Origin of the sequence: Exiguobacterium oxidotolerans JCM 12280 (assembly GCF_000702625.1) — a bacterium.
Lineage (GTDB): Bacteria > Bacillota > Bacilli > Exiguobacteriales > Exiguobacteriaceae > Exiguobacterium_A > Exiguobacterium_A oxidotolerans.
On record NZ_JNIS01000001.1, the window covers coordinates 1,943,343 to 1,968,887 of the forward strand.

Sequence of the window (25,545 nt, forward strand, 5' to 3'; positions counted from 1 at the left end):
GCGAAGGGGTTTTTAGTGCGTCAACGCATCTTTGCATATATGCATTGTAGTAAGTAAACAAAAGTGGTTTGACCAATTTGTGAAAAAACACAGAAAGGGCGACTTATAAAAGCTAACATCGTTTGTTATGATGAGAAGGTCAATCAGAAAATGATTTGAATATTCAGAAAAAAGAGAAAAGTTCGGAGGATGAATCATGAGTTTGCTTCGTAAAAAAGATGTCAGCGTAATGATGGAAAACAAAAGTCATTCTAAGCTTGCGCGTCATCTATCTGGTTTCGATTTAATCTTACTCGGAATCGGTGCCATCATTGGTACAGGTATTTTCGTATTAACAGGAACAGGCGCCTTATACGCAGGTCCAGCATTACCGGTCTCATTTATTATTTCAGCCATCGTTTGTGCGTTAGCCGCTCTCTGTTATGCCGAATTTTCCTCAATGATTCCTGTCTCGGGTAGTGTATATACGTACACCTACGCTACGATTGGCGAACTCGTTGCCTGGATCATCGGGTGGTGTTTGATTTTAGAATACGGTCTCGCTTCGAGTGCTGTCGCGACAGGGTGGTCAGGTTACTTCCAGTCGCTGTTATCCGGATTCGGCATTGAACTTCCGACAGCACTCCGTGCCGCACCGGGGGCCGTACCAGGCAGTGACACGTTCTTTAACTTACCGGCATTCTTGATTTTGATGGTCATTACGTTCTTGTTGTCACTTGGAATCAAGGAAACAAAACGCGTGAACAATGTGATGGTACTTGTTAAAGTCGCCGTCGTCATCTTGTTCATCGTCGTCGGGATTTGGTACGTTGAACCAAGCAACTATACACCATTTGCGCCATTCGGAATCAGCGGCGTCCTGCAAGCGTCGGCGATTGCCTTTTTTGCTTACCTTGGCTTCGATGCCGTCACGTCGGCAGCAGAAGAAGTAAAGGATCCCGGTCGGAATTTACCGATTGGCATTTTAGGATCACTCGCAATCGTTACCGTCTTGTACGTCGTCGTCTCTGCAATCATGGTCGGAATCGTCCCGTTCAAACAATTTGAAGGTGTCGATAGTCCGGTTTCGCTTGCGTTGAAAGTCGCAGGTCAAAACTGGGTTGCCGGCTTTGTTGATTTAGGAGCCATCGTCGGGATGACGACGGTCATTCTCGTCATGACGTTTGGTCTCGTCCGTCTGTTGTTCGCGATGAGCCGTGACGGGTTATTGCCGAAAGTCTTCTCGGACGTCAATGAAAAATCGCATACACCGGTCAAGGCGACTTGGATTCTCGGTACCGCTTCTGGTTTGATTGCTGGATTCGTCCCACTCGGTACGTTGGCGGAATTGATTAACATCGGGACACTCGCTGCGTTCGCTTTAATCTCCGTCGCCGTCATCATCTTGCGTCGGACGCGTCCTGACTTAAAACGGGCATTCAAAGTCCCGTTCGTCCCGGTTCTTCCGATTTTATCAGTCCTCGCATGTATCATGTTGATGTTGAATCTTCAAACCTTTACATGGATTGCGTTCTTCATCTGGACGGCGATTGGTTTGCTTGTCTACTTCGGTTACGGAAGAAGCCGTTCGAAATTAAATTAAGTACATGATCACTCTCGATTTCATCGAGGGTGATTTTTTGTTGGAAACAAGTGCAGGAAACCTCTCTCAAAGAGTCGAACGATTGAAGAGAGAAGAGGAGGAACTACATATGATTCATATTAAAAGAAATCCTGATTTAGAATCTGCCTACAAAGCGATGCAAGAAGGGTTCAGCGATTACATAATTCCGCTCGGTTTGTCACTTGAAGTTTTTCAGGAACGGATTTTGACGCGGGATGCTAACCAGTTGGAGCACTCGTTTGTCGCTTTTCATGGAGAACGACCTGTCGGGTTATGGCTGAACGGTCTCAAGAAAATCAAGAAGGAACAAGTCATGCGGTGTGGTGGTCTTGGTATAGATCCGCAGTATCGCCGTCTCGGCATCGCAAAAGCATTATACGAGGCTCAACTAAGTTATGCGAAAGAGCTGGAAGTCGATCGATTGATGCTTGAAGTCATCCAAGGTAATACACCTGCAATTGATTTGTATCACCATCTCGGCTACCGCCAAGACCATGAACTCGGTTATTTTCAGCGCGATGAACCGAACCAGGTGAATCCACTCGTTGAGATTGATGAAGTGGCATTTGAACGGAGATACGCCCAACAAGGCGAATACATCTGGCAACAAGATCCGGGCGTGATGAAATATAGGAAGGCCACCTATTATGAACTCGACGGAGCATTCATCGCTGCTTCAAACGACTCGATTTTTGCCATCTTGACAGAAGAATCGGAGGTCGCACGCATCGCAACGGAAGCGACCCGACGTTTGAGTGGAACGACGTATCAATTGCAGTCGACGAATCCACTCGTCTGGGAAGCATTGCGTGAAGAAGGATGGGCACAGCGTGATTTAAAACAATTCGTCATGAGTAAAGCGATTCGTTAACGAAAAAAATAGCCATCGTTCGTAAGTAGCAACCACTACTTTGGAACGAATGGCTATTTGTCATGTCCATAAACTAATCATGACGATGATGGCGAAAATTACGAATAAGATTCCAGTGCCACCCAGCATGATAAGCATAATTTTGTTCATCATTGGAAAATGCCTCATCTCTAAGAATGAATTTATGAAGAAATACGTGCTATATAATCTTGAATCATCACAAGATGCGACCCGACGATATTATCCGGCAAGTCCGTCAGCGACACATACGTCAATGCAACACTTTCATCACTGACACGGAGTGTGCCGGAAGTATCGGACGCAATGTACGCAAGGGTGACGCTTTGAAAGACATCCCCATTCGCGAGTGTCGTGACATAATTTTTACCGGAGTAGACACCAAGCAACGCAAGCGTCTCCGCAACGAGTCCGGTTTCTTCGAATAACTCACGTCGGGCCGTCTCTTCCGTCGATTCTTCCCATTCCATGAGACCACCCGGAAGACCGAAACGTGCTTGATCTTCATTTCGTTGTTCGAGTAAAATCTGACCTTCCTTAATGACGAGAACGACGGCACCGACTAAAATCAGCGGAGTGGGTCCGACTAAATCACGGATGGATTTGACGTAATTCATCGCGGCACCTCCTGATGGAACGGGCATCCCGTAGCTTGCGTCTGTTTCGGGAAAAAGTTCGGTCGCTGTAACGCATTGTCATAATCTTTATGGAAGACGTGTGTCGCTGCTCCGCTCATCGGCGGAACGAGCCACGACCATTCCCCAGTGACGTCGCGACCGCAAGTGGCTTCATTTTTTTCGAACCGGGCGAATTGTTTAGCCGCCGTATGATGATCGACGATCGTCACTCCGGACCGCTCGAAGGATTCGAGGACGGCGACATTGAGTTCGACGAGGGCCCGGTCTTTCCATAAGGCGCGTTCGCGGGACGTGTTCAGACCAAGTTGTTTTGCGACAAGCGGTAAGAGATTATAACGGTCCGCGTCAGCAAGATTTCGGGCTCCGATTTCAGTTCCCATATACCAGCCATTGAACGGAGCACATGGGTACGAAATGCCGCCGATTTCAAGGCGCATGTCGGAAATCATCGGGACCGCGTACCACTTGATTTCGCGTCCGGCGAATAAGTCGTATTCGGGATGGATGATCGTAACTTCAAGAATCAGTTCTTGCGGAATCTCATGGACTGTCACTTGACCATCAAGTTCAATCAGGAGCGGCAAAATATCAAAGGCCGTTCCTTGTCCTGTCCAACCAAGTGCCTGGCACTGCTTCGTGAAGGCAAGCGATGCCGGGTCACCAAGAACGCCGTCGACCGTTTCGTATCCAGCGTAACGAATCAATTGATGATTGAGGACGCGGACACGTTGCGGATGGAAAATCGTGATTGTCGAGCGGATCCGTCCCTCATTGGTGGCGTGGCGAATGTGGTGGAACAACGCGTCTCGAATCGCTTCGATTGTTGTCGCCGCACGGGCATCGATGACGTGCAGTTGATCCCAAAAGAGCCGTCCGATGCACCGGTTGCTGTTACGCCAAGCAAGTTTCGCTCCGAACGTCACTTCATCCGTTGTTTGTGTATAGCTTCCCGTTCGTAAAATTTCATCGCGCACGTCGTTCAAACGATTTTGTGTATGTGGTGTCTCTTCTATATAAGTCGTCAAGAAGCGTTCTGCTTCGTCTAGTAAATGTTGCACGGCGTTTGAGTCCTTTCTTCATCCAAAGCGACAGAGTTTCTTATTCTAGTGTACAAGGTGAATGGGGGGAGCGCCAACTCATAGCAATTGCCCGTTTTTTGACACGTTCAAAAGACGTTCGCAGATTAAGCGGGAGAGGGAAGGGGGATAGATAAGAGAATCAATCGAAAGTGAGGAACTTGGCATGTCTTTAGTCAAACCGGTTTTTATTCGCTTTTTTGGCGAAGCTTTTTTTGATAAGTCGGCACAGCTCGCCTATTATTTGATGTTGTCCTTATTTCCATTCTTATTATTCGTTGTCGGATTAGTATCTTTTTTACCGTTCACTTCCGGTGAAGTCCTTGATTTGATTCGTCCTTTCGCACCAGCGGAAACCTATGATTTAATTCGCCGAAATGTCGTAGGGATTTTTGACGAAGGGGGATTAAAACTTGCTTCGATTAGCTTCATCGCAGCCTTTTGGCTCGCCTCGATGTCGGTCCAGTCGCTTGTCCGTTCCCTCAATGACGCCCTTGAGGTAACAAGGAAAGTGCCGTTTTGGCGGGGCTTATTACAAGATTTCGGATTTACGATTGGTATGATGTTCATCTTGCCGTTTTCGCTACTTGTTCCGGTCGCCGAGAAATTGGCCCGGCGTTTCATCAGTCATTTTGCACTCATCGCAGATATTGCAGCGGACTATTCGTCCATCTGGTTTGTATTCCGCTGGGGGCTCGGTTCCTTGTTTCTATTCGTGTTCTTTGTGTTATTGTATCGCGTTTTACCAAGTGTTCGATTAACGATTCGTCAAGTACTCCCGGGGGCATTGTTTACGACGATTGCCTGGCAGGTCGTATCGGAAGCCTTCTCGTACTATGCGGAGTTTGGGAGTTACAATCGTCTCTACGGTCAGCTCGCAGGAATCATCGTCTTGATGACCTGGTTTTATTTATCCTCCGTCGTTTTGATGCTCGGTGGATTGATGAACGCAGAACGAATGCGGCAGAAAAAAGAGGCGAAGATCATGAAGCCTGAAAAAATCAAAAAAGAAACTGTCCGCTGAGGGCAGTTTCTTTAGCGTGTAGATAAACTCTTATGAAGCGTGAAAATGCGATATCGAGAGACAATCCGTTCGCGTTTCTTTGTCTCGCATCGTCTTCAAAGCGGCAATCGGTCGCGGTTCTAAAGCGATTCGAGACGGAGTGCGATTTAAACCGCCTGCATGCCCAGCTTTCCGTCACGACATCCTCTAAAAAGCGTCACGTTTCGTTGACTCCTACGGGAAAAAGTGCGTTTTCAACGCACTTTCAGAGGCAGGCAAGACCCTGCTCGTTGTCCGTGAGGATCAAGGAGCAATGGCTTGCGCCTCGCCCGAGGAAAGCAACGAAAAAAGACGCTTGATCTCCTGATAACACGTTGTCTTCAGTTTGCAGATAAAGGGTTATGAAGATTATTTTTCGCTTTGGACGCGATTCAAAAAAACTCATGTCCTAGGAATGTCTACTTCTTACTTTTTGATAGAAAAATAGAAGCAATAATCCAATCGTAAAGACACCGAGCAAGATGAGCGATCCTGTTTCCTGCCCTAAGACTTTTAAAATGACACTGACGGCGACGACGGCGTAAAAGACGCCAAGACTCTTCCGGACGAAATGGTCTTCAAATAGATGAAGCAAGGAAGCACCGATCGGAGAGCCGATAAACGCACCGACGATTAAAGCAATGCCGAGATAAAGCGGAGCCTCGGTACCGGAAGCAAGATAACTGGTGACACCGCCGAGGACGATCAGTGTCGCCGAGGCGATGCTCGTGCCGATGGCTTGTTTGAGTGGGAAACGGACCCAACCCATCAAGAGTGGGGTAAGCAAGAAGCCACCACTGACCCCCATGAGGGATGACAGAATTCCGGCAGCAAATCCGATCACCATCAATTTATAGAGATTCGCTTGTGTGACGTGTCCTTCGACTGGTTTTCGTTTCGATGGTTTTAAGAATTGAATCGCAAACCACGTCAACAAGACGATGTAGAGGACGGAAATCATGGCATCGGCACCGGTCCGTTGTTCGAGCCAAAAGACGACCGGCGTGATGACTGCAGAACCGACGATCCCCGATAATCCGACGGCTAACGCATCACGGGCATGGAAATTTTTCAGACGCATATGCGATACCGTCCCGGTCACGGTCGAACCGAGTGTCAATAACAGACTGAGGACGATCGCGGTACTGGGTGGATAACCGAGGATTAATAAAAGAGGAGTTAAAATAATTCCTCCGCCGATTCCGAAAAAGCCGGATAGAATACCAATTACTGCTCCAAGTATGATAAATAGTACAAACTCCATATGAGCCCTTCTTTCATGTTTTGTTTCTTTGTGTAATTAGTATAAGTGAACAGATATTATTATGAAAATGAATTATAATAATGATAATGATTTAAAAAAATAATAAGGTGGTAGATATAGATGAAACTGCATGAATTAAAAACATTCGTAACACTTGTAGATACAAAACATTTTACGCGAACGGCTGAACTCTTGTTTATTTCACAACCGACAGTTAGTGTTCACTTAAAACGATTAGAGGAAGATTTAGGACAACTATTATTACTTCGTAACGTGTTTAATGCATCGCTTGAAGTGTCTGATGCAGGCTGGGTTGTGTATCACCATGCAAAAGAAATGTTGTTTCAAGCAGAACAAATGCAATTAGAACTAGATGAACTGAAAGGTTTCATTCGGGGGACACTACGACTTGCAGCAACGCATACCATTTATGAAACGATATTAGAAGAGATGATCCATGACTTCTTAATTGCATACCCAGATGTCTCAATTGACGCACGGATTATGAACCATGATCAAGTTGAACAAGCGTTATTACATCATGAAATTGATATCGGACTTGTCGAAGGTGATCCGTTAGTTCAAAACATCAATTGTATTCCTTTTGCGAAGGATCAGTTACATGTCATCGGGCGGACAGAGTTGGACATGTTAGAAGCTACTTGGATTTTTAGAGAGGAAGGTTCAGCTGCACGTGTTGCCTTGATGCGGTGGTTGGAAGAAAAAAAGATTCAGCCTCAAAAAACTATAACGGTTCACTCTAATCATTTAATCCGTCAACTGATTATGAATGGAACTGGTATTTCGACATTATCAGAACGATTTATTCAACCCTTAAAAAAATCGAATGACTACCGAATTTATGCAGAAGACATTGAACAAAGAACATTTCAATTTGCGATTCCAAAAGCACATCCATCCCGTCTCGCGCTCAAGTGGATTGAAGAAACGATAAAGAAATCTTGACTCCATCAATTAATTAAAGCTACTTATTATGTTTTTTTATTTAGTCTATTAATCAAAACTATGATAACAGTAAAAATATGGGGGTTATAATGTAGGGGATTCTTTTAGTAAAGCGATAACGAGGGGGAATTTATGAATGAAAAAGGAAAAAATGATTGTCGTAACGATCATGTTCTTCATCATCGGTCTATTTGTGTGGGTCAAATTTTTAGCACCGACAGAAGAAAACGTCATACAAGCAGCACATGGACCGAGTCTGAACACCTTGGACCAAGAAGCGAATGCAGAAGACATCAAGCAAGGGAGAGACTATATCAATCATACAAGTAGTCTTCTTCCTGATCATGTGGGAAGTACGATGTCATGTGCTAGTTGTCATGCGACAGGAGCAACAGGTGGATCACTTGATTTAGTTGGGGTCACAAAAGAGTATCCACAATATAATAAGCGTGCGGGGAAAGATGTTTCCATTGAAGAACGTGTAAATGGGTGTTTTACACGAAGCATGAACGGGACAAAACTTGATTTGGACGGTAAGGAAATGAAAGCGATTGTAGCCTACTTGGATTTTCTTGCAAAAGATACTCCAGATGGAATCAAGGAACGACCATGGACAAAAATCGCGCTCGAAGGTGACTTGCCAAAACCTAACATAGGCAATGGGAAAGATATTTATTCGAATTCTTGCATGGCTTGTCACGGTTCGACACAAGCGGATGGACATGGTCTTGCTGTCTTCGGTAAGAATTCCTATAATGATGGCGCCGGAATGAATCGGCTTCGGACGACAGCTGGCTTCATTCAAAATTATATGCCAAAAGAGCCAATGGGAGGAGTCGAAACTGGGGGACTGACAAGACAGGAGGCAGTTGACGTTGCTGCGTATATCAATTCAGTTGGTCGACCGGTCATGAAAGGAAAAGAAAAAGATTACCCGAATGGAGATCCACCGGACGACCTATCGTATCCAATAGACTCCGTATCAAAACAATAAGGAACAATGAATCGATTGACAACGAGTCTCGCTGTACCTTTTAACATTCTTTACGTAGTCAACCCCCGACATGCTTTCCGCTTTTCGGACAGCGTGTCGGGGGTTGTTTGTTTGTTTCAGGTACGTGTGTTCTTTTCCAATACATGAATCGACCTATCTTTGGTTAAGTACAAATAACAGTTATCGATGAGACTGCACCAATTTTTCCATCATTTCTTGATTCATAGGTCCGATCACTTTGTTTACGATATATCCTTTAGAATCAATGATATAACTGGTCGGAACCGTATAGGCTTTATACTGTTTTCCGATTGTTCCATCCGTATCAAGTGGAATTGTAAAGGTGAGTTTATAGTCATCGATGAATTTTTGTAAAGCTGCTGTCCCGTTATCTTGTGACGTTAAATTCACCGCGATGACTTCTACATTTTCTTTGTGAGAAGCATGAAACTTTTGAATATGCGGCATTTCTGCCTGACAAGGTGGACACCAAGTCGCCCAAAAATTGAGAATGACTGTTTTCCCTCGATAGTCGGAAAGGCGAATCGTCTCACCATCTACTGTCTTTAGCGAGAAATCGGTCGCCAGTTCATGATGTGCCTCGTCTTTTGATGCTTTTGGATTTGAAAGTGCTATCGCTTCTTGTTTTTGAGATTGCTGGTTTCGGTACACATTAATGGTAGCTAACAGTACAACGAGAAACAGGATTAGCAATAGAGCTATTTTTTTATTTTGATTCATGCGTCCCTCCTAGTTTTTCTGCAAGTCCTGCCCCGCTTACGAATAAAAATTGGAATAGCATCACCTGCCACTCAGACAGTCCGATTAGTGATTGGATAATGAAATGAAAAAATAAAAAGACAACCATCCATTCTAGCGCCAACATGGAAGGCACGTTGTAAAACAATAAGATGAGTGTTAAAACAAGTCCTCCATACAAAACAGCCAGCCAGTTCGCCTGGAGTGTGTTTAAGATAAATTCAAACTGAAATAAGTATAGGACGGATAGGAACGGTAGTATGCGTAAGGTGGCTGAATCGACTTTTCTCACCCAATACAAAATCAGTCCAAGTAAAGATAGGAATAACCCACGGGTTCCCCCATCAAAAAAGAGAGCGGATTTAGGCATCGCTAAGACGAGTGGTAGATGGAAGAGAATATAGCTTCCTTTCCATACCAAAACGAAGAGTAAAAAACTATTTATCATCCAGTCACCTAGACGCCGATGCAACAAGATACGATATGAAATTGAAAGGAGGAAAAGCGCTAAAACAACCGATAACCAAGTGAAGGAAATCGAAAACTGTCCGATTTGAAGATAATTATTCATTAGAGGACAGGCGTGTTAACTCGAACGTAATTTCGATTGAATCGATAACAGATTGAATCATGCCACAATTTTTAAGGACGAGCTCTGCGATGGAAGAAGCTTGTTTTTCGCTGATCTCGCCATCCATTTCGACAGTAAAGTGAAGTTTGGTAATTCGATTGGCACGTTCTGTGTCACGTGTGACATCGACGTTCATCGTGAGACTTTGGTATGAAATCCGTTTCTTTTGTAGAAGATTTCGTAATAGCGTGCCGCTACACCCAGCAAGTGATGTGACGAAAAGTTCAAGCGGACGAAAACCAACTTCCGGGTTCTTTGATACAGGGAGAGAGCCATGTGGTAAGGACGTAGTAACTGCCTCTTCTTCGATAATATAGTGCATAATTGTGTCTCCTTTCAGGATACTATGATCAGTATTTCATTCAATTGTTAAGGAATGATGAAGAAGGAACAGGTGGTGTATTTTTCAAAGATTGGAGAGGTGGTCAGCTTCCGATAAATTTATAGCCCATTCCACGAACGGTTTGGATATAGGGAAAGTCTGTTTCTTCTTTAATTTTATTGCGTAAATGACGGATATGGACGTCGATGGTCCGATTGCTAACTGCTTTTTCATCATTCTCATAAATCCGGTCGAGTAACTGTGTGCGCGTTAAGATTTGATTCGGATGTTGCATCAAAAGCTGTAACAACCTGAACTCAAATGAAGTGAGATGAAGTTCGGTTCCATTGATGGATGCTTCACCGCGTAATGGTTTTAAGAGAAAACCCGTGAAACTCAATTTTCCACAGCGACTGGCTGTTCGTCTTAAGACAGCTGAAATCCGACTCATCACTTCAGCTGGACTAAAAGGTTTGGTGATATAATCATCAGCCCCTAATCTAAATCCGTACAATTTATTTTCTTCAGAATCTTTAGCTGTAAGTATGATGATCGGCATCATGCTTTGGAAGTCTTCACGAATCCAGTGGCAAAGGTCTTCCCCGCTTAACTTCGGTAACGTCAAATCGAGCAGTATGATACAGGGGTCGTACATCTCAATCATTCGTTTTCCTTCTAATCCATCTGCGGCCTCTAATACTTCATATCCTTCTTTTAGTAAATACATTTTCAAAAGCTGTCGAATCTCCGGATGGTCTTCGACGAGGAGAACTGATTTTCCAATGAGTTCTTGTTTTAGCATGCATATCACCTTTTCATGAATCAAAATATTAAGTGAACATCTATTCGATAACGCCATTATAGTCTACTTGTCGGTTCGTTAACGAATGGTCTAACTAAAACTTCTCGCCTTCATTTATTTTCTTCAGGCGAGACACCAGTCAGAAGTCGGGATGTAATTTGCCTTGACGGATCAGTAAGGACTCGAAAAAAGAACTTAGGGGGATTCCCCTATATCAGCGAGAGAACGCTTTCATTAAAATGGATATATCTAGTAAAACAAAATCGGAGGGGGATTTTTAAGTGGATATGAATCGGAAAGCAAAACTTGTCGTCGTAGGTGCCGGATCAGGTGGGATTACGGCAGTAGCGCAGTTATTACGTAAACGCCCTTCTCTTAAAGGAAATATATTATTAATCGACCCGGCTGAACAACACTACTATCAACCGTTATGGACGCTGGTCGGAGCGGGTGATGTCAAAAAAGAAACGACTGCACGACCGATGGCTTCGCTTATTCCAGAAGGTGCAGATTGGCTTCAAGAATCTGTACAGACATTTGAACCTGATCAAAACAGACTCGTAACAGGTGCTGGAACAGTGATTGAATATGACTATTTAATCGTAGCAGGAGGCATTCAATTAAATTGGAGCGCGGTTCCGGGACTTCGTGAAACAATTGGGAAAAATGGTGTTTGCAGTAATTATTCATTCGACACCGTCTCGTCCACATGGGAAGCGATTCGAAATTTCAAAGGGGGCGTAGCTTTATTCACCATGCCGAGTACCCCTATAAAATGTGGAGGAGCTCCCCAGAAAATCATGTATCTAGCTGAAGAATATTTCGAAAAGCACGGTGTCCGAAACCAATCGAGTGTTCAGTTCATGACAGCACTCCCAAATATGTTTGCGGTACCACGTTATGAAAAAACCTTAAACGAAGTCGTACGTCGGAAACGAATTGAAACGCATTTCAAAACAGAACTCGTTGAAATTGACGGGCCAAATCGCGTCGCGACATTCGAAAATTTAGATACAAAAGAGCGATTTACACAAAAATTCGACATGATTCATGTTACTCCACCGATGGGACCGATGGATTTCTTGAAGAATAGTCCGATATCGGACGATTCGGGATGGGTAGATGTAGATAAGAAGACACTTCAACACGATCGTTTCAAAAACGTGTTTGCATTAGGAGACTGTTCAAATCTTCCGACATCGAAAACAGGTGCCGCGATTCGTAAACAGGCCCCGGTCGTCGTCGAAAATCTAATCTTAATAATGGAACACAATGAGCAAGATAAGGCAGAGTACGATGGCTATACATCTTGTCCGCTCGTTACAGGTTACAATAGCCTGATTATGGCTGAATTCGATTATGAAAAGCACCCAGCAGAAAGTTTTCCGATTGACCAATCGAAAGAACGTTTATCGATGTTCATCGTTAAAAAACACTTTTTGCCGGTTTTATATTGGGACGGAATGCTCAAAGGATTGATGTGAGGAGGGAAATCATGGAGACGGAATTTACAAGACAAAATCCTGTGAATGATTTGTTACAACAACCTGAACAACAAGAAGCCCTTGCCCAGCTACTTCGTGATTTACCTGTTCTCGTTGCTAGACTTGAACAGTTAGAAAAAAGTGTGAGCTTTGCTGAACATGTCTTACAAGATAAAGAATCAGTCCTTCCTCTCGTGAAGGAAGTAGAGCGACGCGTCGAACAGACAGGTCTGACAAAAGCACACTTGGATTCAATGATTGAACTTTCAAGACTGTTACCTGAAGTGACGCCGCTCTTAAAGCAAGGTGTAACAAGTTTGCTTTTTGTTAAAACCGTTGTCGAAGATGAACAATCGATGAAAGACCTATTATCCTCTCCTCCACGAGTACCGATGCTCGAGGAGACGAAACGTCGCTATACCCATAAACAATTGGAGAAAAAACGAATCTCTCCTCTACGTATCCTACGCTTAGTACGACATCCGATGTGGAAACAAGGTTTTTTATACGTCGAAAGTTTACTTGAGACTTTCGAAATGAAAAAAAAGAAAAGGGGATGAAAGGCGATGTATTTTCGTTCTTGTTTTGATTCAAAACTCGCTCAATTTTCTTATGTCATAGGATGTCAAAAGACTGGTGAAGCCATCGTCATCGATCCAGCACGCGATACGAAGATTTATCAGGAGATTGCGAAAGCGGAAGGCTTACGCTTGACTGCAGCGACTGAAACGCATATTCATGCTGACTTCGTATCTGGAGCACGACAATTGGCAAGTCGAGGAGACGTTCAACTATACCTTTCAGATGAAGGGGATGAAGGGTGGAAGTATCAATATGATACGCCGAAAAGCGTCGTCTTATTAAAGGACGGGGACACCTTCTATGTAGGGAACATTCGATTTGATGTGCTGCATACACCAGGGCACACACCAGAACATATCAGTTTCATCTTAACGGATGAAGGTGGAGGATCAAGTGTTCCAATGGGAATATTCACAGGAGACTTCGTATTTGTGGGAGACGTCGGGCGACCAGATTTACTCGAAAAGGCAGCAGGGGTAAAAGGCACATCTGCTTTAGGTGCACGGCAACTGTTTCAGTCTTTAAAAAAATTTCGAGCGCTACCCGATTTCCTCCAGGTCTGGCCTGGGCACGGAGCGGGAAGTGCATGTGGAAAGTCACTTGGCGCAGTACCAATGACGACTGTAGGATACGAAAAGCAAAATAACTGGGCGTTACGTAACGAAGATGAAGCAGATTTCGTCAAGGAGCTCTTATCCGGTCAGCCGGAGCCACCGACGTATTTCGCAGTCATGAAACGAGTTAATAAAATCGGACCTGAAATATTGAGCGATGATAAAATAGAAGAGATTTCACTTTTACCGGAGGCTGGAGTGCAACTTCTCGATACACGTCCGGCGAACGAATTCCGTGTTGGCTATCGAAAAGGGACAATCAATATCCCATTCAATAAGTCTTTTACAAACTGGGCGGGATGGTTGCTTCCTTACGATCAAGACATCATGATTTTGGCAAAAAAAGAACAGATTACAGATATCGTAACTGCTCTTCATTCAGTCGGCATCGATCGAATTCGAGGGTATATCGATGTTGATAATCTAGAGTTCACGCAAGTCTATCCTGAAGTCAGCGCTGAGGAGTTACAACAGGAACTAGATTCTGACGATGTCTTTTTGATTGATGTCAGAAATCAATCAGAGTGGGAGACTGGACATATAAAAGGTGCCCATCACCTCATGCTAGGAACGTTAGAAGCTAATTTCTCTGAGATACCGCACGATGCAAAAATTGTGATGCAATGTCAATCAGGTGCACGTTCTGCGATCGCGATGAGTTTAATGAAACGAGCCGGGTATGAAAATGTCTATAACTTAACGGGTGGATATAATGCTTGGAAAAAAGCTGACAAACCGGTTGTCCAATCGTAAGATGAAATTAATTGAACGACCGTGTCTAGGATAGACGCGGTCGTTTTTATGGGGGGAGTCTACATGGAAATTGAACAGTTCGGTCAACAAATTCTCAATGTCATCCAAGATGGAATCATCGTGATGGATCAAACAAGAAGTATTGTTGCACTTAACCCTTCAGCCGAGAAATTGACGGGGTGGAAACTAGGTGGACTCGTCCCGTACTGTTCTTTTTGTCAAAAACGTTTTATTGGTCCGGGCGAAGAACGGTGTTACTTGGTGACTCATGAACAATCACCGTATTTTTCTTCAGAGATGCCGACGTACTCGGGAGAAATGGTAGATGTCGAGATGAGTACTGCGAAAATTATTCAAGATAAGGATAATGGTGCAACATATTATTTACTCGTTCTACGTGACTTCTCGGAACGGAAGAAACAACAGGAACATGAAGGAAGACAGCGGATGGTCCAACAACTGATTGCGGCACGTGAGGAGGAACATAAACGACTGGCGATGGAATTGCATGATGGTGTTGGTCAATCTCTATTTGGATTATCGATTGCGCTTGATACTTTAAAGAATAGTACGATGGATGAGAAGACGACGGCTTATTTGAGTGAAGTCTCGCAAGAAATGAAACGTGTCATGAATGATTTACGGCTCTATTCCAAACAGTTACGTCCTCTTGAACTTGATCAATTCGGTCTTGCGACGGCGCTTGAAAATTTGTTGATCGGCTTTCGCAAGCAAAAGCCGGATGTCCAATTTATTCTTCACACAAAACCGACGATGTCGCGTTTAGATGCAATCGTAGAAATCAATTTATATCGGATTGTACAAGAAGCAGTCATGAATAGTCTAAAACATGCATTTCCTGCTCGGATCAAGGTAGTGCTTCATGAGGAGAAAGATCAACTTGTACTTTCGATTCAAGACAATGGTATTGGGTTTGATGTAAAAAAACATCAAAATGGGTTAGGCTTACAGCATATCAATGAACGGGCTTCGACGATTGGGGCAGTGGTCCATCTAAAAAGTACAATCAGTTCAGGAACACACGTTACGATCAACTTAGCATATGGGAGTGTTGAAGATGAGGCGGACGCCGATTCAACTATTAATCGTAGATGACCACATGCTCATTCGAAACGGACTACGATTATTAATCGAAAAAGATCCAGACTTATGTGTCGTTGCAGAAGCGGGGGATGGAGGAACGGCGATTAGGTTAGCAATCCAACATCAACCTGATGTCATCTTGCTGGATGTCACGATGCCTGGTGGACTTGACGGCTTTATGACGAGTCAGGCGCTTCAGCAGGAAGTTCCGAATAGTAAAATCATCTTGTTGACGATGCATGATGAAGAAATTTATGTTCAAAAGGCAATCGAACAAAATATACCCGGGTATCTATCTAAAAATAGTGACATCTCTGAACTATGTGGAGCCATCAAGCGCGTGTACCATGGAAAAAGACATTATCAGACATCCCTTCCAGAGCATGAGATAGAACGGTTGTTGTCCGTAAAAACGAATAAAAAAAATACGTTGTCTCGTCGGGAAATTGAAATTGTTCGTCTGACAGTCCTCGGATATACGAATATTGAAATGGCGAATAAGTTAGGAATCAGTCCTAAGACCGTTGAAAATCATAAGGCGCGCGTTATGTCGAAGTTACAAATTAAGCATAAACATGAGCTTGTCGATTTTGCTTTAAAAAATTATTTCATTGAATTATGAACTTAAAATTAAAAAGAAAAACTTTTTCGTTGACTTATACCCCCGTAGGTATTAAAGTATGAAATGTACCAACGAGGTATGACGAATGTCACACGAAAAAGGAGAGTGGTCTTCAAATGGAAAAATTATATGAAGATCGAATCATTCATCGAATGAACCGGATTGAAGGACAACTACATGGCATCGTCCGCATGATGAAAGAGGATGCTTCTTGTAAGGATGTCGTCACACAGCTCAGTGCGACACGAAGTGCAATTGATCGTGTCATCGGACTGGTTGTGAGTGAAAACCTCATCGGTTGTGTCAAGAATGATGAGACAGAAGAAAACCATGAACAGGCTGTTGCAGAAGCCGTTCAGTTGCTGTTAAAAAGTCGGTAAAATTTTTTAGAATATTTTATACCCCATAGGGTAAATTAGATGGAGGAATTAATTAAATGTCAGATGTTAAAAAAACAACGATTGTATTGTTCAGTGGAGATTACGACAAAGTGATGGCAGCATATATCATCGCAAATGGAGCAGCAGCGTACGATCACGAAGTTACGATTTTTCATACGTTTTGGGGATTAAACGCGATGCGTAAAGATGAACCGATCCAACCGGATAAAACGTTCCTCGAAAAAATGTTTGGTAAATTCATGCCACGCGGTGCCGATAAAATGCCACTTTCGAAAATGAACTTCGGTGGAGCCGGTCAAAAAATGATCAAAAACGTCATGAAAAAACACAATGCGATGCCACTTCCGGATTTGATTGAACTGGCGAAAGAACAAGACGTGAAGCTTGTCGCTTGTACGATGACAATGGACTTACTTGGTTTGAAACAAGAAGAATTACATGATGGCATCGAATACGCAGGTGTTGCAGCATACCTCGCAGACGCAGAAGACGGAAACGTCAATCTCTTCATCTAATTAGAGAATGGGGGCATCACAAAGTGGATATCTTAACCGTTGTTTTTCTAGCGATTGTCGCGTTTCTTGCTTACCGGATGTTTGCACCGACGAAAGGTGTCGCAAAGGTTTCAACAACTGAATTAAAGAGTAAATTAAATGACCGCAACCGCTTTTACTTGGATGTCCGGACACCGGGCGAGTTTAAAGGCAACCACATTAAAGGGTTTAAAAATATTCCGCTCCAAACGTTACCGGCGCAACTCGACAAAATTCCGAAAGACAAGGAAGTCATCGTAATCTGTCAAAGTGGGATGCGGAGTAAGCAGGCTGTCAAGCAACTCAAAAAAGCAGGTTATCCGAACGTGACGGAAGTATCGGGCGGCATGAACGCGTGGCGCTGAACGTAAACTAAAGGAGGATGAACTAAATGAAACGACTAACAGCTAAAGAAGTACAAGAGAAGATTGAAAACGGGGAACAACTGAACATCATCGACGTACGTGAAGTCGACGAAGTGAAAGAAGGCAAGATTCCTGGAGCGAATCATATTCCGCTTGGCCTCGTTGAATTCAAAATGAATGAACTCGATAAGAAAAAAGAGTACGTCATGGTTTGCCGCTCTGGTGGACGTAGTGGTCGCGCGGCAACATATCTCGAAGGACAAGGCTTCCAAGTCATCAACATGGATGGCGGCATGATGTCTTACGAAGGAAAAACAGAGTAAAAAATTTAATCTTAATTATACCCCTAGAGGTAAAAGGAGCGAATACTTTTGCAGACAATTAAAACAGACGTTGTACTCGACGCACGCGGACTCGCTTGTCCGATGCCGATCGTCCGTACGAAAAAATCAATCAAGACACTCGAACCAGGTCAAGTCATCGAAGTGCAAGCAACCGATAAAGGGTCAACTGCTGATTTACGTGCTTGGGCGAACAGTACAGGCAACCAGTACCTCGGAACGATTGAAGAAGGGGACGTGTTACGTCATTACGTCCGGAAGTCTTCCGGAAACGATCAGGAAGCACCTGCTTTCACACAAGTAGTGAATAACGAGACACTCGAAGCAGTCCGCTCAAACGATGATGTGCTCGTTCTTGATGTACGTGAAACGGCCGAGTATGCTTTCGCCCATATTCCGAACGCAATCAACATTCCGCTCGGTGAACTTGACACACGCAGCGAAGAACTCGATAAAACAAAAACGATTTATGTCGTTTGCCGGACAGGGAGCCGGAGTGACCTCGCATCACAACAACTCGATGCAAAAGGATTCACGGTCCAAAATGTCGTCCCGGGCATGAGCCAGTGGACATTTGATACGGCAACGACTGTTTAATTACTAAACCGCTTAGGAGGAACAACAACAGATGGCACATGCAATGACGACTCAAGAAGTCACACAAAAAGTTATTAACCGTCAACCACTCTTTATCTTAGACGTCCGGAACGAAGATGCATTCGCGGACTGGAAAATTGAAGGCGAGAACTTCAATTACCTGAACGTTCCATACTTCGATTTACTCGATGGTGTCGAAGACATTCTCGATCAACTGCCAACGGATCAAGACGTTCTCGTCGTCTGTGCAAAAGAAGGTTCTTCCATCTTCGTCGCCGAGATGTTAGAAGAAGCAGGACGGACTGTTTCTTATCTAGCAGGTGGAATGAAAGCATGGAGCGAGCACCTCGAACCGATTTCACTCGGAACATTAAATGAAACAGGTCAAGATCGTGGTGAAGTCGTCCAGTTCGTCCGAATCGGAAAAGGCTGCCTGTCTTATATGATTATCTCGGAAGGCGAAGCGGTCCTCGTTGACGCAACACGGATGACAGATGTCTATCTTGATTATGCAGCAGCACGTAATGTCAAGATTACACATGTATTTGATACACACTTACATGCCGATCATATTTCAGGTGGTCGTGAAATCGCTGAAAAAACGGGTGCGACTTATTGGTTACCACCAAAAGATGCGACGGATGTGACATTCGAATACGCAGCACTTGAAGATGGCAGCCATGTGCAAGTCGGAGATACACAAATCGACGTACTTGCCCTTTATTCCCCGGGACATACGATTGGTTCGACATCATTCGTCGTCGACAACCGGTATCTCTTAACGGGCGATATTCTATTCATCGATTCAATTGGTCGCCCTGACCTCGCAGGTCTTGCGGACGACTGGGTCGGTGACTTACGAAACTCACTCTACAAGACGTACCGTGAACTTTCGAACGACTTGATCGTGCTTCCGGCACACTTCATGTTGATTGAAGAGTTAAACGTAGATGGCAGTGTCGCGGAGAAACTCAGTATCCTCCTCGCGAACAATCATGGATTGAACATCGAAGACGAAGCCGTCTTCCGTAAGATGGTGACAGAGAACTTGCCGCCGCAACCAAATGCGTATCAAGAAATCCGCGAAACGAACATGGGTAAGAAGACACCCGATCTCGAAACACAGCGTGAGATGGAAGTCGGTCCGAACCGGTGTGCCGTTCGTTAATCAGCTCGAAAACTAAACTAAAGCAAGCAACTATTAGGAGGAATTCACCAATGAAATCAGAACTCGTACTCGACGCAAAAGGACTTGCATGTCCAATGCCGATCGTCAAAACAAAAAAAGCAATCGCAGGACTTGAATCAGGACAAATTTTAGAAGTGCATGCTACGGATAAAGGCGCTAAAAATGATTTACAAGCTTGGGCAAACTCAGGCGGTCATGAGCTCGTTAAACACGAAGAAGAAGCGAGTGTCTTGAAATTCTGGATTCAAAAAGGGTAATTCAAGTTGAAGGGGGCTGCTGACAGTCCCCTTTTTTTAAAGGAGTGATCTACATGGAAATCGGTTTTATCATTACCATCTTCTTAATCGGTTTCGTCGGTTCTTACATCTCCGGGATGTTAGGGATTGGCGGGTCGATCATCAAGTATCCGATGTTACTTTATATTCCGCCACTGCTCGGATTTGCTGCGTTTTCTGCTCATGAGGTCGCAGGAATCAGTGCCATTCAAGTATTTTTTGCGACGATTGGTGGCGTCTGGGCGTATCGTAAAGGCGGTTACCTGAACAAATCGTTGATCATCAACATGGGTGGAGCGATTTTGATTGGGAGCTTCATCGGCGCATATGGCTCGAATGTCTTAGCGGAAGATACAATCAATCTCGTCTACGGCATATTAGCGTTGACGGCTGCCGTCATGATGTTCGTTCCGAAAAAAGGGCTCGATGACATTCCGCTCGATCAAGTGAAGTTCAATAAAGGTATCGCAGCAAGTGCTGCCTTCATCGTCGGGATTGGTGCTGGAATCGTCGGTGCTGCCGGGGCATTCTTACTCGTCCCGATCATGCTCGTCATCTTAAAAATTCCAACGCGGATGACGATCGCTTCGTCCCTCGCGATTACGTTCATCTCTTCGATTGGCGCGACCGTCGGTAAAATTACGACGGGGCAAGTCGATTGGGGTCCTGCAGCCATCATGGTCGTTGCCAGTCTGATTGCGGCGCCACTCGGAGCGATCGCCGGGAAAAAGATGAATACTAAAATTCTGCAAGTGACACTTGCCGTCTTGATTCTCGCGACAGCAATTAAGATTTGGCTTGATATTTTGTAAGCAGACAAAAAACGAGTCGGTATCGTCAAAAGACGAAACCGACTCGTTTTTTTGCTTACTTGCTTGCGTCGATGACGTGAAGCAATTGCTCTTCGACTTCTTTTGCGACTTGTTTTAATTGTTCATCTTCCACGAGCGCAATCAATGCCGTCGGACGTGGCATGCCGATTTTCGTTTGTCCACTCTCCGTAAAGACAGCCAGTTTACAAGGTAGGAAGTAACCCGCACGTCGTTCAGCTGACAGGACGCGGTGTGCTTCTTTCGGGTTACAGACTTCGAGAATATGGTACTCGCCTTCAAAGTCGAGTCCTTTTTCATCGAGCTTGCCTGCTAAATCGAATTCCCAGAGGACACCAAACGAAACTTTTTGGAGTTCCTCTTTCAAACGTGTGATGGTTTCTTCTGTTGAGTGTTCAGTCGTAACTGTATAATCAAACATCGATACCCCTCCTGGTGTTTAGTCTTAAAACTGTTCCCTACTTTTTCATTAAATAATCATTCCGCATCAGATGTGCAATTTTGAGGCACGGTCAACGACAAACTATGTGAAATCAAGGTACATTAGAAAAAAGACATCTAACCATTCACCCGGAACGTATGCTTTAAAAAGGAGGCGAAGGGAGATGAAGAAGCGAATGTTGACGATTCTATCCGTCGTGGCATTACTTGCCATCATGATTGGTGGGTATTTTGTTTTCCAGCAACAACAGGCGAAGTCGAGCGGAAGTAAAGAACTGACTTATGCGAAAGAGGAGACGGCGATTTTAGCAGGGGGCTGTTTTTGGTGTATGGAACCGCCATTTGAGGAATTGAAGGGCGTGAAATCCGTCATCTCAGGTTATACCGGCGGTGACGTTGAAAACCCGACGTACAATCAAGTGTCTGCTGAGACGACCGGTCACCGGGAAGCCGTTTTGATTACGTTTGACCCGACTGTCATTTCGTACAAACAGTTACTCGATGTCTACTGGCGCCAAATCGATCCAACCGATCCGAACGGTCAATTCGTCGATCAAGGCGAGTCGTATACGACAGCGATTTTTTATACAAACGACGACCAAAAGCAAATCGCTGAACAGTCAAAACAAGATCTGGCAGATCGCGGCATCTTTGACGACAAAATCGTCACACCTTTGATTGCGGCCGGTCCTTTTTATGAGGCGGAGGCATATCATCAGGACTACTACTTGAAGAGCGAGAAAAAGTATAAGTTTTACCGTGCCGCTTCCGGACGAGATGATTTCATCAATCGGCACTGGAACGATCAACCGAAACTCGATTTACCGAAGTATGACAAGTTAACGGATGCTCAAAAGAAAGCGAAATTGACCGATATTCAGTATAAAGTCACGCAAGAAGATGGAACGGAACCTGCCTTTGACAATCCCTATCATGACTTAAAGGCAGACGGGATTTATGTCGATTTGATTTCTGGCGAACCGCTCTTTTCGTCAAAAGATAAGTACGATTCAAAAACAGGGTGGCCGAGTTTCAGTCAACCGCTTGAACCGGGTAATATTATCGAAAAAAGTGACTTTGCCCTTGGGATGAAGCGGATGGAAGTCCGAAGCCGTCACGGCAATGCCCATCTCGGTCACGTCTTTAATGATGGTCCCGAGCCGACTGGTCTAAGGTATTGTATGAACTCGGCAGCCTTGAAGTTCATTCCTAAGGAAGATTTAGAAAAAGAAGGGTACGGCCAGTATCTGTCTGAATTTAAATAACATAGGCGCCCCATCCTTTCGTTTGAGAGGGTGGTTTTTTTCTGAAAAAAGCAGGGGGAACAAGTCGTTCGGTCAAGTGAATATTTTTTCTTTCGAAATTGTAAGGTAATATAACGAAAAAATTATCATATTTATCCAAATAATGTTTATACTTGAGAAAAGTGCGATTTTATTTTTCTAAGGAGGAACATTAGTGAAGAAGTTGACGATTTGGCTCATGTTGAGCTGCCTCATTCTGACACTTGGAGTGGGACCACTCGCTACGAAGACGGTAGCAGCGGACGAACTCGGACAGGCGATTGAATTGAAGGTTGGGCAAGAAACAGTCCTTGAGACAGGAACGAATGAAAAGAATACATATTGGTATAAGGTCGAACAGCAAGCAGGAATCGAAAAAACGGCATCGCACTTCGAATTATCACTTGATACGGATCAATCGATCGAAGTGACCGCCTATCCGAGTGAAGAAATGGCAGCGAAAGATGAAACATTCGATCGTTACCGGAGCTACGCTGAACCGAATGAAAAAGAAGCCATGAAACTGGCGGTTCCCTACGCTTGGGATGGCCCGTATTATATAAAAGTCGATTACTATCCGAACATCGAAGAAGGCAAAACGACGAAAGCAGCACACGTTAAACTGACATACAACGATGTCAAACTGGCAGTCGAGTACGAACCAATCAGTGATATTAGCTGTGCCGCGGAAGAAGCGTTGAAGCAAACGACTGAAGAAAAGCCAATGCTAGCGTTGATGCACGCGATTCAAAAACAAGTGTTGAGTCAATCGGAGCAAGGACGCAGCTTGACGTCGCTGTATTACAAAGCGTCACCCTACGTCGTCAAAGCGATTTTATTTAATAAAGATAAGCGCACGCAAGCAGCAGAAGACTTGAAGACGTTGAAACCAGCGATGACGGCGCTCGTCAACGGGACGACGTATACGTTATCAAAAGCCGATCAGCAGGCGGTCAATCGTCTGTTTGAATTAACACGTGACGCGTCACCAGAAGTCATCGCGAATGAAATCAATCAGTATGCGAAAAAGATGGAAATTTCAACACTCGGTGGAAGCACGCTGAGTGAAACGTTCCGTTCACTCGGAATGACGATTCAATCAGAAGAAAAAACACGGTTCATCGTTAAATTAAAACCGGGTCAGATGAATCGGTCGATGAAGATTGCTGGAACTAAGGCGACAGATGTTGAGCGTTTATCGCTTGGTAAGGCGGGCGACTTCGTCATTGTTACGGAAGATCCGACAGTCAAAAGTCAAACCGCAACGGCACTGAAACAGTCACTTGGCCGGTCTTCTGCCGTCGAGTATGTCGAGAAAATTCAGACGTACCGCGCAACAGGGGACATCAACTATGACTACCAGTGGGCGCTAAATAAAAATGCGATCGTCGAACAGTTACCGGATGTCGGAATCGGTTTTGAACAATTCGTCGCCAGTCCAATCAGCAAAACACTGACTCCGGTGACGATTGCTGTCATCGATACAGGCGTCGATTACCGCCTGAAAGATTTACAAGGAAAAGTCGACATCGCGAACGAAAAAAACTATGTCGATGTCAACGGACAAGGAGATGCCCTTGACGACAATGGTCACGGGACACACGTCTCAGGCGTTATCGCAGCAGCACTCGAAAATGAATATGGCATTCGCGGGATTCACCAATCTGCTAAAATTCTCCCGATTAAAGTGTTGAATGCAAATGGTGAAGGCGAAACAGATGCCATCGCACTCGGGATTAAATATGCTGTCGATCACGGAGCAAAAGTCATCAACATGAGCCTCGGTGGCGGCGAGAGTCGAACGATGGCTTACATGATGAAGTACGCAGCGGACAACGGTGTCACAGTCGTTGCGGCGTCTGGGAATGAATATGACAGTTATGTCGGATTCCCGGCAAGTTCAGAATATGCGATTTCCGTTGGAGCAACGAATCCACTCGGAATGGTCGCTGACTATTCCAACTACGGCTTCGGGCTTGACGTCGTAGCACCAGGATCAAAAATCGCAAGTCTCGTCCCGGACGGTAATACCGTCTACATGGATGGAACGAGTATGGCATCACCACACGTTGCTGCAGTCGCCGGTATCTTGGCGTCACTTGACGGGACACTGAAACCAAAAGAAATCGAAAATATCTTACGAACGAGTGCAGAACCACTTGCTTTCGAAAATCCGAATGATTGGTATGAGGATGATGAAGAGGATATGGAGGACGAGTATCCTCCTGGTAAAGCGCCAGAAAAACTTCCGGCCTACGTCAGTCCGGTATCCGGTTACGGGAAAATCAATATTTTGCGTGCCATCTCACAATTGCATTTACAAGGAAAAGTCAAACCGGTCTATGACAATCAACTCGTTGTCAGCGGGACTGTTAAGACGGGCACAAAAGTAGAAGTCTGGTCAACAAAACGTTTAGCTTCGACGGTAGCGAAAGCTGGTACGTTCTCCGTTCAAATTCCACGCCAAACAAAAGAAACGGTCTTGACGATTCGTTATGCGAATGGAACGGATGTTACATCTGAGCGGACGGAAGTATTGCCTGGGAAAGCACCTGCTGCACCGAAAGTGAATCCTGTACTCGCAGGCGCGACGAAAGTGACAGGGACAGCCAGTGCAAATGGGAAAATCGTCATGAAGGACGCGAAGAATAAGACGGTTGCCACAAGCATGGTCGATGCCAAAGGTAAGTTCAGCGTCAAAGTACCAAAACAAACAGCTGGAGCGCGCCTCAGTGTGACGGTGCTTGATATCGCAAAACGTTCAAGTAAACCCACTGTCGTAACGGTTTTGGCACCACCTGCGGCACCAAAAGTCAAAGCGATCACTAGTAGTCAGACGAAACTGTCTGGGACAGGTGAGAAAAAAACGCGCGTCTACGTACAAAATGCGAAAAAGAAAGTCATCGCTAAAGGAGCCGTCACGTCAAAAGGAACGTTCTCTGTAAAAATCGCAAAACAAAAAGCAGGAACGAAACTTTCCGTTTATCTTGTCAACGCGCATCAACAGACAAGTGTAAAGACGTCGGTCACGGTCAAAAAAGCAAAGAAATAATCTATTGAACGGGCCTTCTCCAGTCATCTGGAGGAGGATTTTTTGTAGTTAATTATTTTTAAGGTATTTTTCGGTAGATTATGCTATTTTTAA

28 protein-coding genes are annotated in these 25,545 nt (G+C 44.5%); 20 read left to right on the forward strand and 8 right to left on the reverse strand.

Features of this window, described 5'->3' with window-relative positions:
• The first annotated feature begins 196 nt into the window (after positions 1 to 196).
• Complete coding sequence (locus P403_RS0109890) at positions 197 to 1,582, forward strand: branched-chain amino acid transporter BcaP (protein ID WP_029332480.1); 1,386 nt, start codon at positions 197 to 199, stop codon at positions 1,580 to 1,582.
• 109 nt (positions 1,583 to 1,691) lie between these two features.
• Entirely contained in the window at positions 1,692 to 2,474 is a 783-nt protein-coding gene (locus tag P403_RS0109895; RefSeq protein WP_029332481.1) for a GNAT family N-acetyltransferase, read from the forward strand.
• Between the two features lie 182 nt (positions 2,475 to 2,656).
• Here P403_RS0109895 and P403_RS0109905 read toward each other — a convergent pair whose 3' ends face one another.
• Both P403_RS0109905 and P403_RS0109910 read right to left on the reverse strand, forming a co-directional pair.
• Positions 2,657 to 3,109 carry an NUDIX hydrolase gene (locus P403_RS0109905; RefSeq protein ID WP_029332482.1) on the reverse strand — a complete coding sequence of 151 codons (453 nt, stop codon included), beginning with the start codon at positions 3,107 to 3,109 and terminating at the stop codon, positions 2,657 to 2,659.
• On the reverse strand, positions 3,106 to 4,188 hold the full coding sequence (locus P403_RS0109910) for a nitric oxide synthase oxygenase (protein WP_029332483.1): 1,083 nt from the start codon (positions 4,186 to 4,188) through the stop codon (positions 3,106 to 3,108). The genes P403_RS0109905 and P403_RS0109910 overlap by 4 nt, the downstream gene beginning before the upstream one ends.
• 184 nt (positions 4,189 to 4,372) lie before the next feature.
• On the opposite strand from P403_RS0109910, the gene P403_RS0109915 reads away from it, so the two are divergent.
• Positions 4,373 to 5,230, forward strand: coding sequence for a YihY/virulence factor BrkB family protein (locus P403_RS0109915; RefSeq protein WP_029332484.1), 858 nt, complete (start codon positions 4,373 to 4,375; stop codon positions 5,228 to 5,230).
• A 427-nt stretch (positions 5,231 to 5,657) separates the two neighbouring features.
• Here P403_RS0109915 and P403_RS0109920 read toward each other — a convergent pair whose 3' ends face one another.
• Positions 5,658 to 6,512: a sulfite exporter TauE/SafE family protein gene (locus P403_RS0109920; protein WP_029332485.1), complete on the reverse strand. Its 855-nt coding sequence runs from the start codon at positions 6,510 to 6,512 to the stop codon at positions 5,658 to 5,660.
• 120 nt (positions 6,513 to 6,632) lie between these two features.
• Between P403_RS0109920 and P403_RS0109925 the strand changes: the two genes are divergently transcribed.
• Both P403_RS0109925 and P403_RS0109930 read left to right on the forward strand, forming a co-directional pair.
• Positions 6,633 to 7,478, forward strand: coding sequence for a LysR family transcriptional regulator (locus P403_RS0109925; RefSeq protein WP_029332486.1), 846 nt, complete (start codon positions 6,633 to 6,635; stop codon positions 7,476 to 7,478).
• A gap of 136 nt (positions 7,479 to 7,614) precedes the next feature.
• Positions 7,615 to 8,472, forward strand: coding sequence for a c-type cytochrome (locus tag P403_RS0109930; RefSeq protein WP_051667357.1), 858 nt, complete (start codon positions 7,615 to 7,617; stop codon positions 8,470 to 8,472).
• Between the two features lie 180 nt (positions 8,473 to 8,652).
• Here P403_RS0109930 and P403_RS0109935 read toward each other — a convergent pair whose 3' ends face one another.
• From P403_RS0109935 to P403_RS0109950, 4 genes are all read right to left on the reverse strand, one after another.
• Positions 8,653 to 9,213, reverse strand: a complete 561-nt coding sequence (locus P403_RS0109935) for a peroxiredoxin family protein (RefSeq protein WP_029332488.1) — start codon at positions 9,211 to 9,213, stop codon at positions 8,653 to 8,655.
• Positions 9,200 to 9,679 carry a hypothetical protein gene (locus tag P403_RS0109940; protein WP_029332489.1) on the reverse strand — a complete coding sequence of 160 codons (480 nt, stop codon included), beginning with the start codon at positions 9,677 to 9,679 and terminating at the stop codon, positions 9,200 to 9,202. Before P403_RS0109940 ends, P403_RS0109935 begins: the two co-directional genes overlap by 14 nt.
• 115 nt (positions 9,680 to 9,794) lie before the next feature.
• Positions 9,795 to 10,184, reverse strand: a complete 390-nt coding sequence (locus P403_RS0109945) for an OsmC family protein (RefSeq protein WP_029332490.1) — start codon at positions 10,182 to 10,184, stop codon at positions 9,795 to 9,797.
• Positions 10,185 to 10,287: 103 nt separating this feature from the next.
• Positions 10,288 to 10,986, reverse strand: a complete 699-nt coding sequence (locus tag P403_RS0109950) for a response regulator transcription factor (protein ID WP_029332491.1) — start codon at positions 10,984 to 10,986, stop codon at positions 10,288 to 10,290.
• A gap of 287 nt (positions 10,987 to 11,273) precedes the next feature.
• On the opposite strand from P403_RS0109950, the gene P403_RS0109955 reads away from it, so the two are divergent.
• From P403_RS0109955 to P403_RS0110015, 13 genes are all read left to right on the forward strand, one after another.
• A complete protein-coding gene (locus tag P403_RS0109955; protein WP_029332492.1) occupies positions 11,274 to 12,470 on the forward strand; it encodes an NAD(P)/FAD-dependent oxidoreductase in 1,197 nt (398 codons plus the stop codon).
• A gap of 11 nt (positions 12,471 to 12,481) precedes the next feature.
• Positions 12,482 to 13,030 carry a hypothetical protein gene (locus tag P403_RS0109960; RefSeq protein WP_029332493.1) on the forward strand — a complete coding sequence of 183 codons (549 nt, stop codon included), beginning with the start codon at positions 12,482 to 12,484 and terminating at the stop codon, positions 13,028 to 13,030.
• Positions 13,031 to 13,036: 6 nt separating this feature from the next.
• Positions 13,037 to 14,419, forward strand: a complete 1,383-nt coding sequence (locus P403_RS0109965; RefSeq protein ID WP_029332494.1) for an MBL fold metallo-hydrolase — start codon at positions 13,037 to 13,039, stop codon at positions 14,417 to 14,419.
• Positions 14,420 to 14,482: 63 nt separating this feature from the next.
• Positions 14,483 to 15,535: a PAS domain-containing sensor histidine kinase gene (locus P403_RS0109970; RefSeq protein WP_051667359.1), complete on the forward strand. Its 1,053-nt coding sequence runs from the start codon at positions 14,483 to 14,485 to the stop codon at positions 15,533 to 15,535.
• Complete coding sequence (locus tag P403_RS0109975) at positions 15,498 to 16,145, forward strand: response regulator transcription factor (protein WP_029332496.1); 648 nt, start codon at positions 15,498 to 15,500, stop codon at positions 16,143 to 16,145. The genes P403_RS0109970 and P403_RS0109975 overlap by 38 nt, the downstream gene beginning before the upstream one ends.
• 116 nt (positions 16,146 to 16,261) lie before the next feature.
• Positions 16,262 to 16,525, forward strand: coding sequence for a metal-sensitive transcriptional regulator (locus P403_RS0109980; protein WP_029332497.1), 264 nt, complete (start codon positions 16,262 to 16,264; stop codon positions 16,523 to 16,525).
• 56 nt (positions 16,526 to 16,581) lie between these two features.
• The gene (locus P403_RS0109985) at positions 16,582 to 17,061 is read left to right on the forward strand and encodes a DsrE/DsrF/DrsH-like family protein (RefSeq protein WP_029332498.1); all 480 of its coding nucleotides are present in this window, start codon (positions 16,582 to 16,584) and stop codon (positions 17,059 to 17,061) included.
• Between the two features lie 23 nt (positions 17,062 to 17,084).
• Positions 17,085 to 17,444 (forward strand): rhodanese-like domain-containing protein, encoded by a 360-nt coding sequence (locus P403_RS0109990; RefSeq protein ID WP_029332499.1) that lies wholly within the window; start codon positions 17,085 to 17,087, stop codon positions 17,442 to 17,444.
• A gap of 26 nt (positions 17,445 to 17,470) precedes the next feature.
• On the forward strand, positions 17,471 to 17,767 hold the full coding sequence (locus P403_RS0109995) for a rhodanese-like domain-containing protein (RefSeq protein ID WP_029332500.1): 297 nt from the start codon (positions 17,471 to 17,473) through the stop codon (positions 17,765 to 17,767).
• A gap of 48 nt (positions 17,768 to 17,815) precedes the next feature.
• Entirely contained in the window at positions 17,816 to 18,382 is a 567-nt protein-coding gene (locus P403_RS0110000) for a sulfurtransferase TusA family protein (protein WP_029332501.1), read from the forward strand.
• A gap of 31 nt (positions 18,383 to 18,413) precedes the next feature.
• Positions 18,414 to 19,550, forward strand: coding sequence for an MBL fold metallo-hydrolase (locus P403_RS0110005; RefSeq protein WP_029332502.1), 1,137 nt, complete (start codon positions 18,414 to 18,416; stop codon positions 19,548 to 19,550).
• Between the two features lie 50 nt (positions 19,551 to 19,600).
• Positions 19,601 to 19,828 carry a sulfurtransferase TusA family protein gene (locus P403_RS0110010; protein ID WP_029332503.1) on the forward strand — a complete coding sequence of 76 codons (228 nt, stop codon included), beginning with the start codon at positions 19,601 to 19,603 and terminating at the stop codon, positions 19,826 to 19,828.
• A gap of 53 nt (positions 19,829 to 19,881) precedes the next feature.
• The gene (locus P403_RS0110015; RefSeq protein WP_029332504.1) at positions 19,882 to 20,658 is read left to right on the forward strand and encodes a sulfite exporter TauE/SafE family protein; all 777 of its coding nucleotides are present in this window, start codon (positions 19,882 to 19,884) and stop codon (positions 20,656 to 20,658) included.
• A 55-nt stretch (positions 20,659 to 20,713) separates the two neighbouring features.
• Here P403_RS0110015 and P403_RS0110020 read toward each other — a convergent pair whose 3' ends face one another.
• Entirely contained in the window at positions 20,714 to 21,097 is a 384-nt protein-coding gene (locus P403_RS0110020; RefSeq protein ID WP_029332505.1) for a DUF302 domain-containing protein, read from the reverse strand.
• A 184-nt stretch (positions 21,098 to 21,281) separates the two neighbouring features.
• Between P403_RS0110020 and msrB the strand changes: the two genes are divergently transcribed.
• A complete protein-coding gene (gene msrB / locus P403_RS0110025; protein WP_029332506.1) occupies positions 21,282 to 22,382 on the forward strand; it encodes a peptide-methionine (R)-S-oxide reductase MsrB in 1,101 nt (366 codons plus the stop codon).
• Positions 22,383 to 22,575: 193 nt separating this feature from the next.
• Positions 22,576 to 25,452, forward strand: coding sequence for a S8 family peptidase (locus tag P403_RS0110030; RefSeq protein ID WP_029332507.1), 2,877 nt, complete (start codon positions 22,576 to 22,578; stop codon positions 25,450 to 25,452).
• The last annotated feature ends 93 nt before the right edge of the window (positions 25,453 to 25,545 follow it).

Excerpts from the sequence above, each read along its gene's own strand:
- P403_RS0109890 (WP_029332480.1), top strand. The coding sequence starts at position 197 with ATGAGTTTGCTTCGTAAAAAAGATGTCAGCGTAATGATGGAAAACAAA.
- P403_RS0109895 (WP_029332481.1), top strand. The coding sequence starts at position 1,692 with ATGATTCATATTAAAAGAAATCCTGATTTAGAATCTGCCTACAAAGCG.
- P403_RS0109905 (WP_029332482.1), bottom strand. The coding sequence starts at position 3,109 with ATGAATTACGTCAAATCCATCCGTGATTTAGTCGGACCCACTCCGCTG.
- P403_RS0109915 (WP_029332484.1), top strand. The coding sequence starts at position 4,373 with ATGTCTTTAGTCAAACCGGTTTTTATTCGCTTTTTTGGCGAAGCTTTT.
- P403_RS0109920 (WP_029332485.1), bottom strand. The coding sequence starts at position 6,512 with ATGGAGTTTGTACTATTTATCATACTTGGAGCAGTAATTGGTATTCTA.
- P403_RS0109925 (WP_029332486.1), top strand. The coding sequence starts at position 6,633 with ATGAAACTGCATGAATTAAAAACATTCGTAACACTTGTAGATACAAAA.
- P403_RS0109930 (WP_051667357.1), top strand. The coding sequence starts at position 7,615 with ATGAAAAAGGAAAAAATGATTGTCGTAACGATCATGTTCTTCATCATC.
- P403_RS0109935 (WP_029332488.1), bottom strand. The coding sequence starts at position 9,213 with ATGAATCAAAATAAAAAAATAGCTCTATTGCTAATCCTGTTTCTCGTT.
- P403_RS0109940 (WP_029332489.1), bottom strand. The coding sequence starts at position 9,679 with ATGATAAATAGTTTTTTACTCTTCGTTTTGGTATGGAAAGGAAGCTAT.
- P403_RS0109945 (WP_029332490.1), bottom strand. The coding sequence starts at position 10,184 with ATGCACTATATTATCGAAGAAGAGGCAGTTACTACGTCCTTACCACAT.
- P403_RS0109950 (WP_029332491.1), bottom strand. The coding sequence starts at position 10,986 with ATGCTAAAACAAGAACTCATTGGAAAATCAGTTCTCCTCGTCGAAGAC.
- P403_RS0109955 (WP_029332492.1), top strand. The coding sequence starts at position 11,274 with ATGAATCGGAAAGCAAAACTTGTCGTCGTAGGTGCCGGATCAGGTGGG.
- P403_RS0109960 (WP_029332493.1), top strand. The coding sequence starts at position 12,482 with ATGGAGACGGAATTTACAAGACAAAATCCTGTGAATGATTTGTTACAA.
- P403_RS0109965 (WP_029332494.1), top strand. The coding sequence starts at position 13,037 with ATGTATTTTCGTTCTTGTTTTGATTCAAAACTCGCTCAATTTTCTTAT.
- P403_RS0109970 (WP_051667359.1), top strand. The coding sequence starts at position 14,483 with ATGGAAATTGAACAGTTCGGTCAACAAATTCTCAATGTCATCCAAGAT.
- P403_RS0109975 (WP_029332496.1), top strand. The coding sequence starts at position 15,498 with ATGAGGCGGACGCCGATTCAACTATTAATCGTAGATGACCACATGCTC.
- P403_RS0109980 (WP_029332497.1), top strand. The coding sequence starts at position 16,262 with ATGGAAAAATTATATGAAGATCGAATCATTCATCGAATGAACCGGATT.
- P403_RS0109985 (WP_029332498.1), top strand. The coding sequence starts at position 16,582 with ATGTCAGATGTTAAAAAAACAACGATTGTATTGTTCAGTGGAGATTAC.
- P403_RS0109995 (WP_029332500.1), top strand. The coding sequence starts at position 17,471 with ATGAAACGACTAACAGCTAAAGAAGTACAAGAGAAGATTGAAAACGGG.
- P403_RS0110005 (WP_029332502.1), top strand. The coding sequence starts at position 18,414 with ATGGCACATGCAATGACGACTCAAGAAGTCACACAAAAAGTTATTAAC.
- P403_RS0110010 (WP_029332503.1), top strand. The coding sequence starts at position 19,601 with ATGAAATCAGAACTCGTACTCGACGCAAAAGGACTTGCATGTCCAATG.
- P403_RS0110015 (WP_029332504.1), top strand. The coding sequence starts at position 19,882 with ATGGAAATCGGTTTTATCATTACCATCTTCTTAATCGGTTTCGTCGGT.
- P403_RS0110020 (WP_029332505.1), bottom strand. The coding sequence starts at position 21,097 with ATGTTTGATTATACAGTTACGACTGAACACTCAACAGAAGAAACCATC.
- msrB (WP_029332506.1), top strand. The coding sequence starts at position 21,282 with ATGAAGAAGCGAATGTTGACGATTCTATCCGTCGTGGCATTACTTGCC.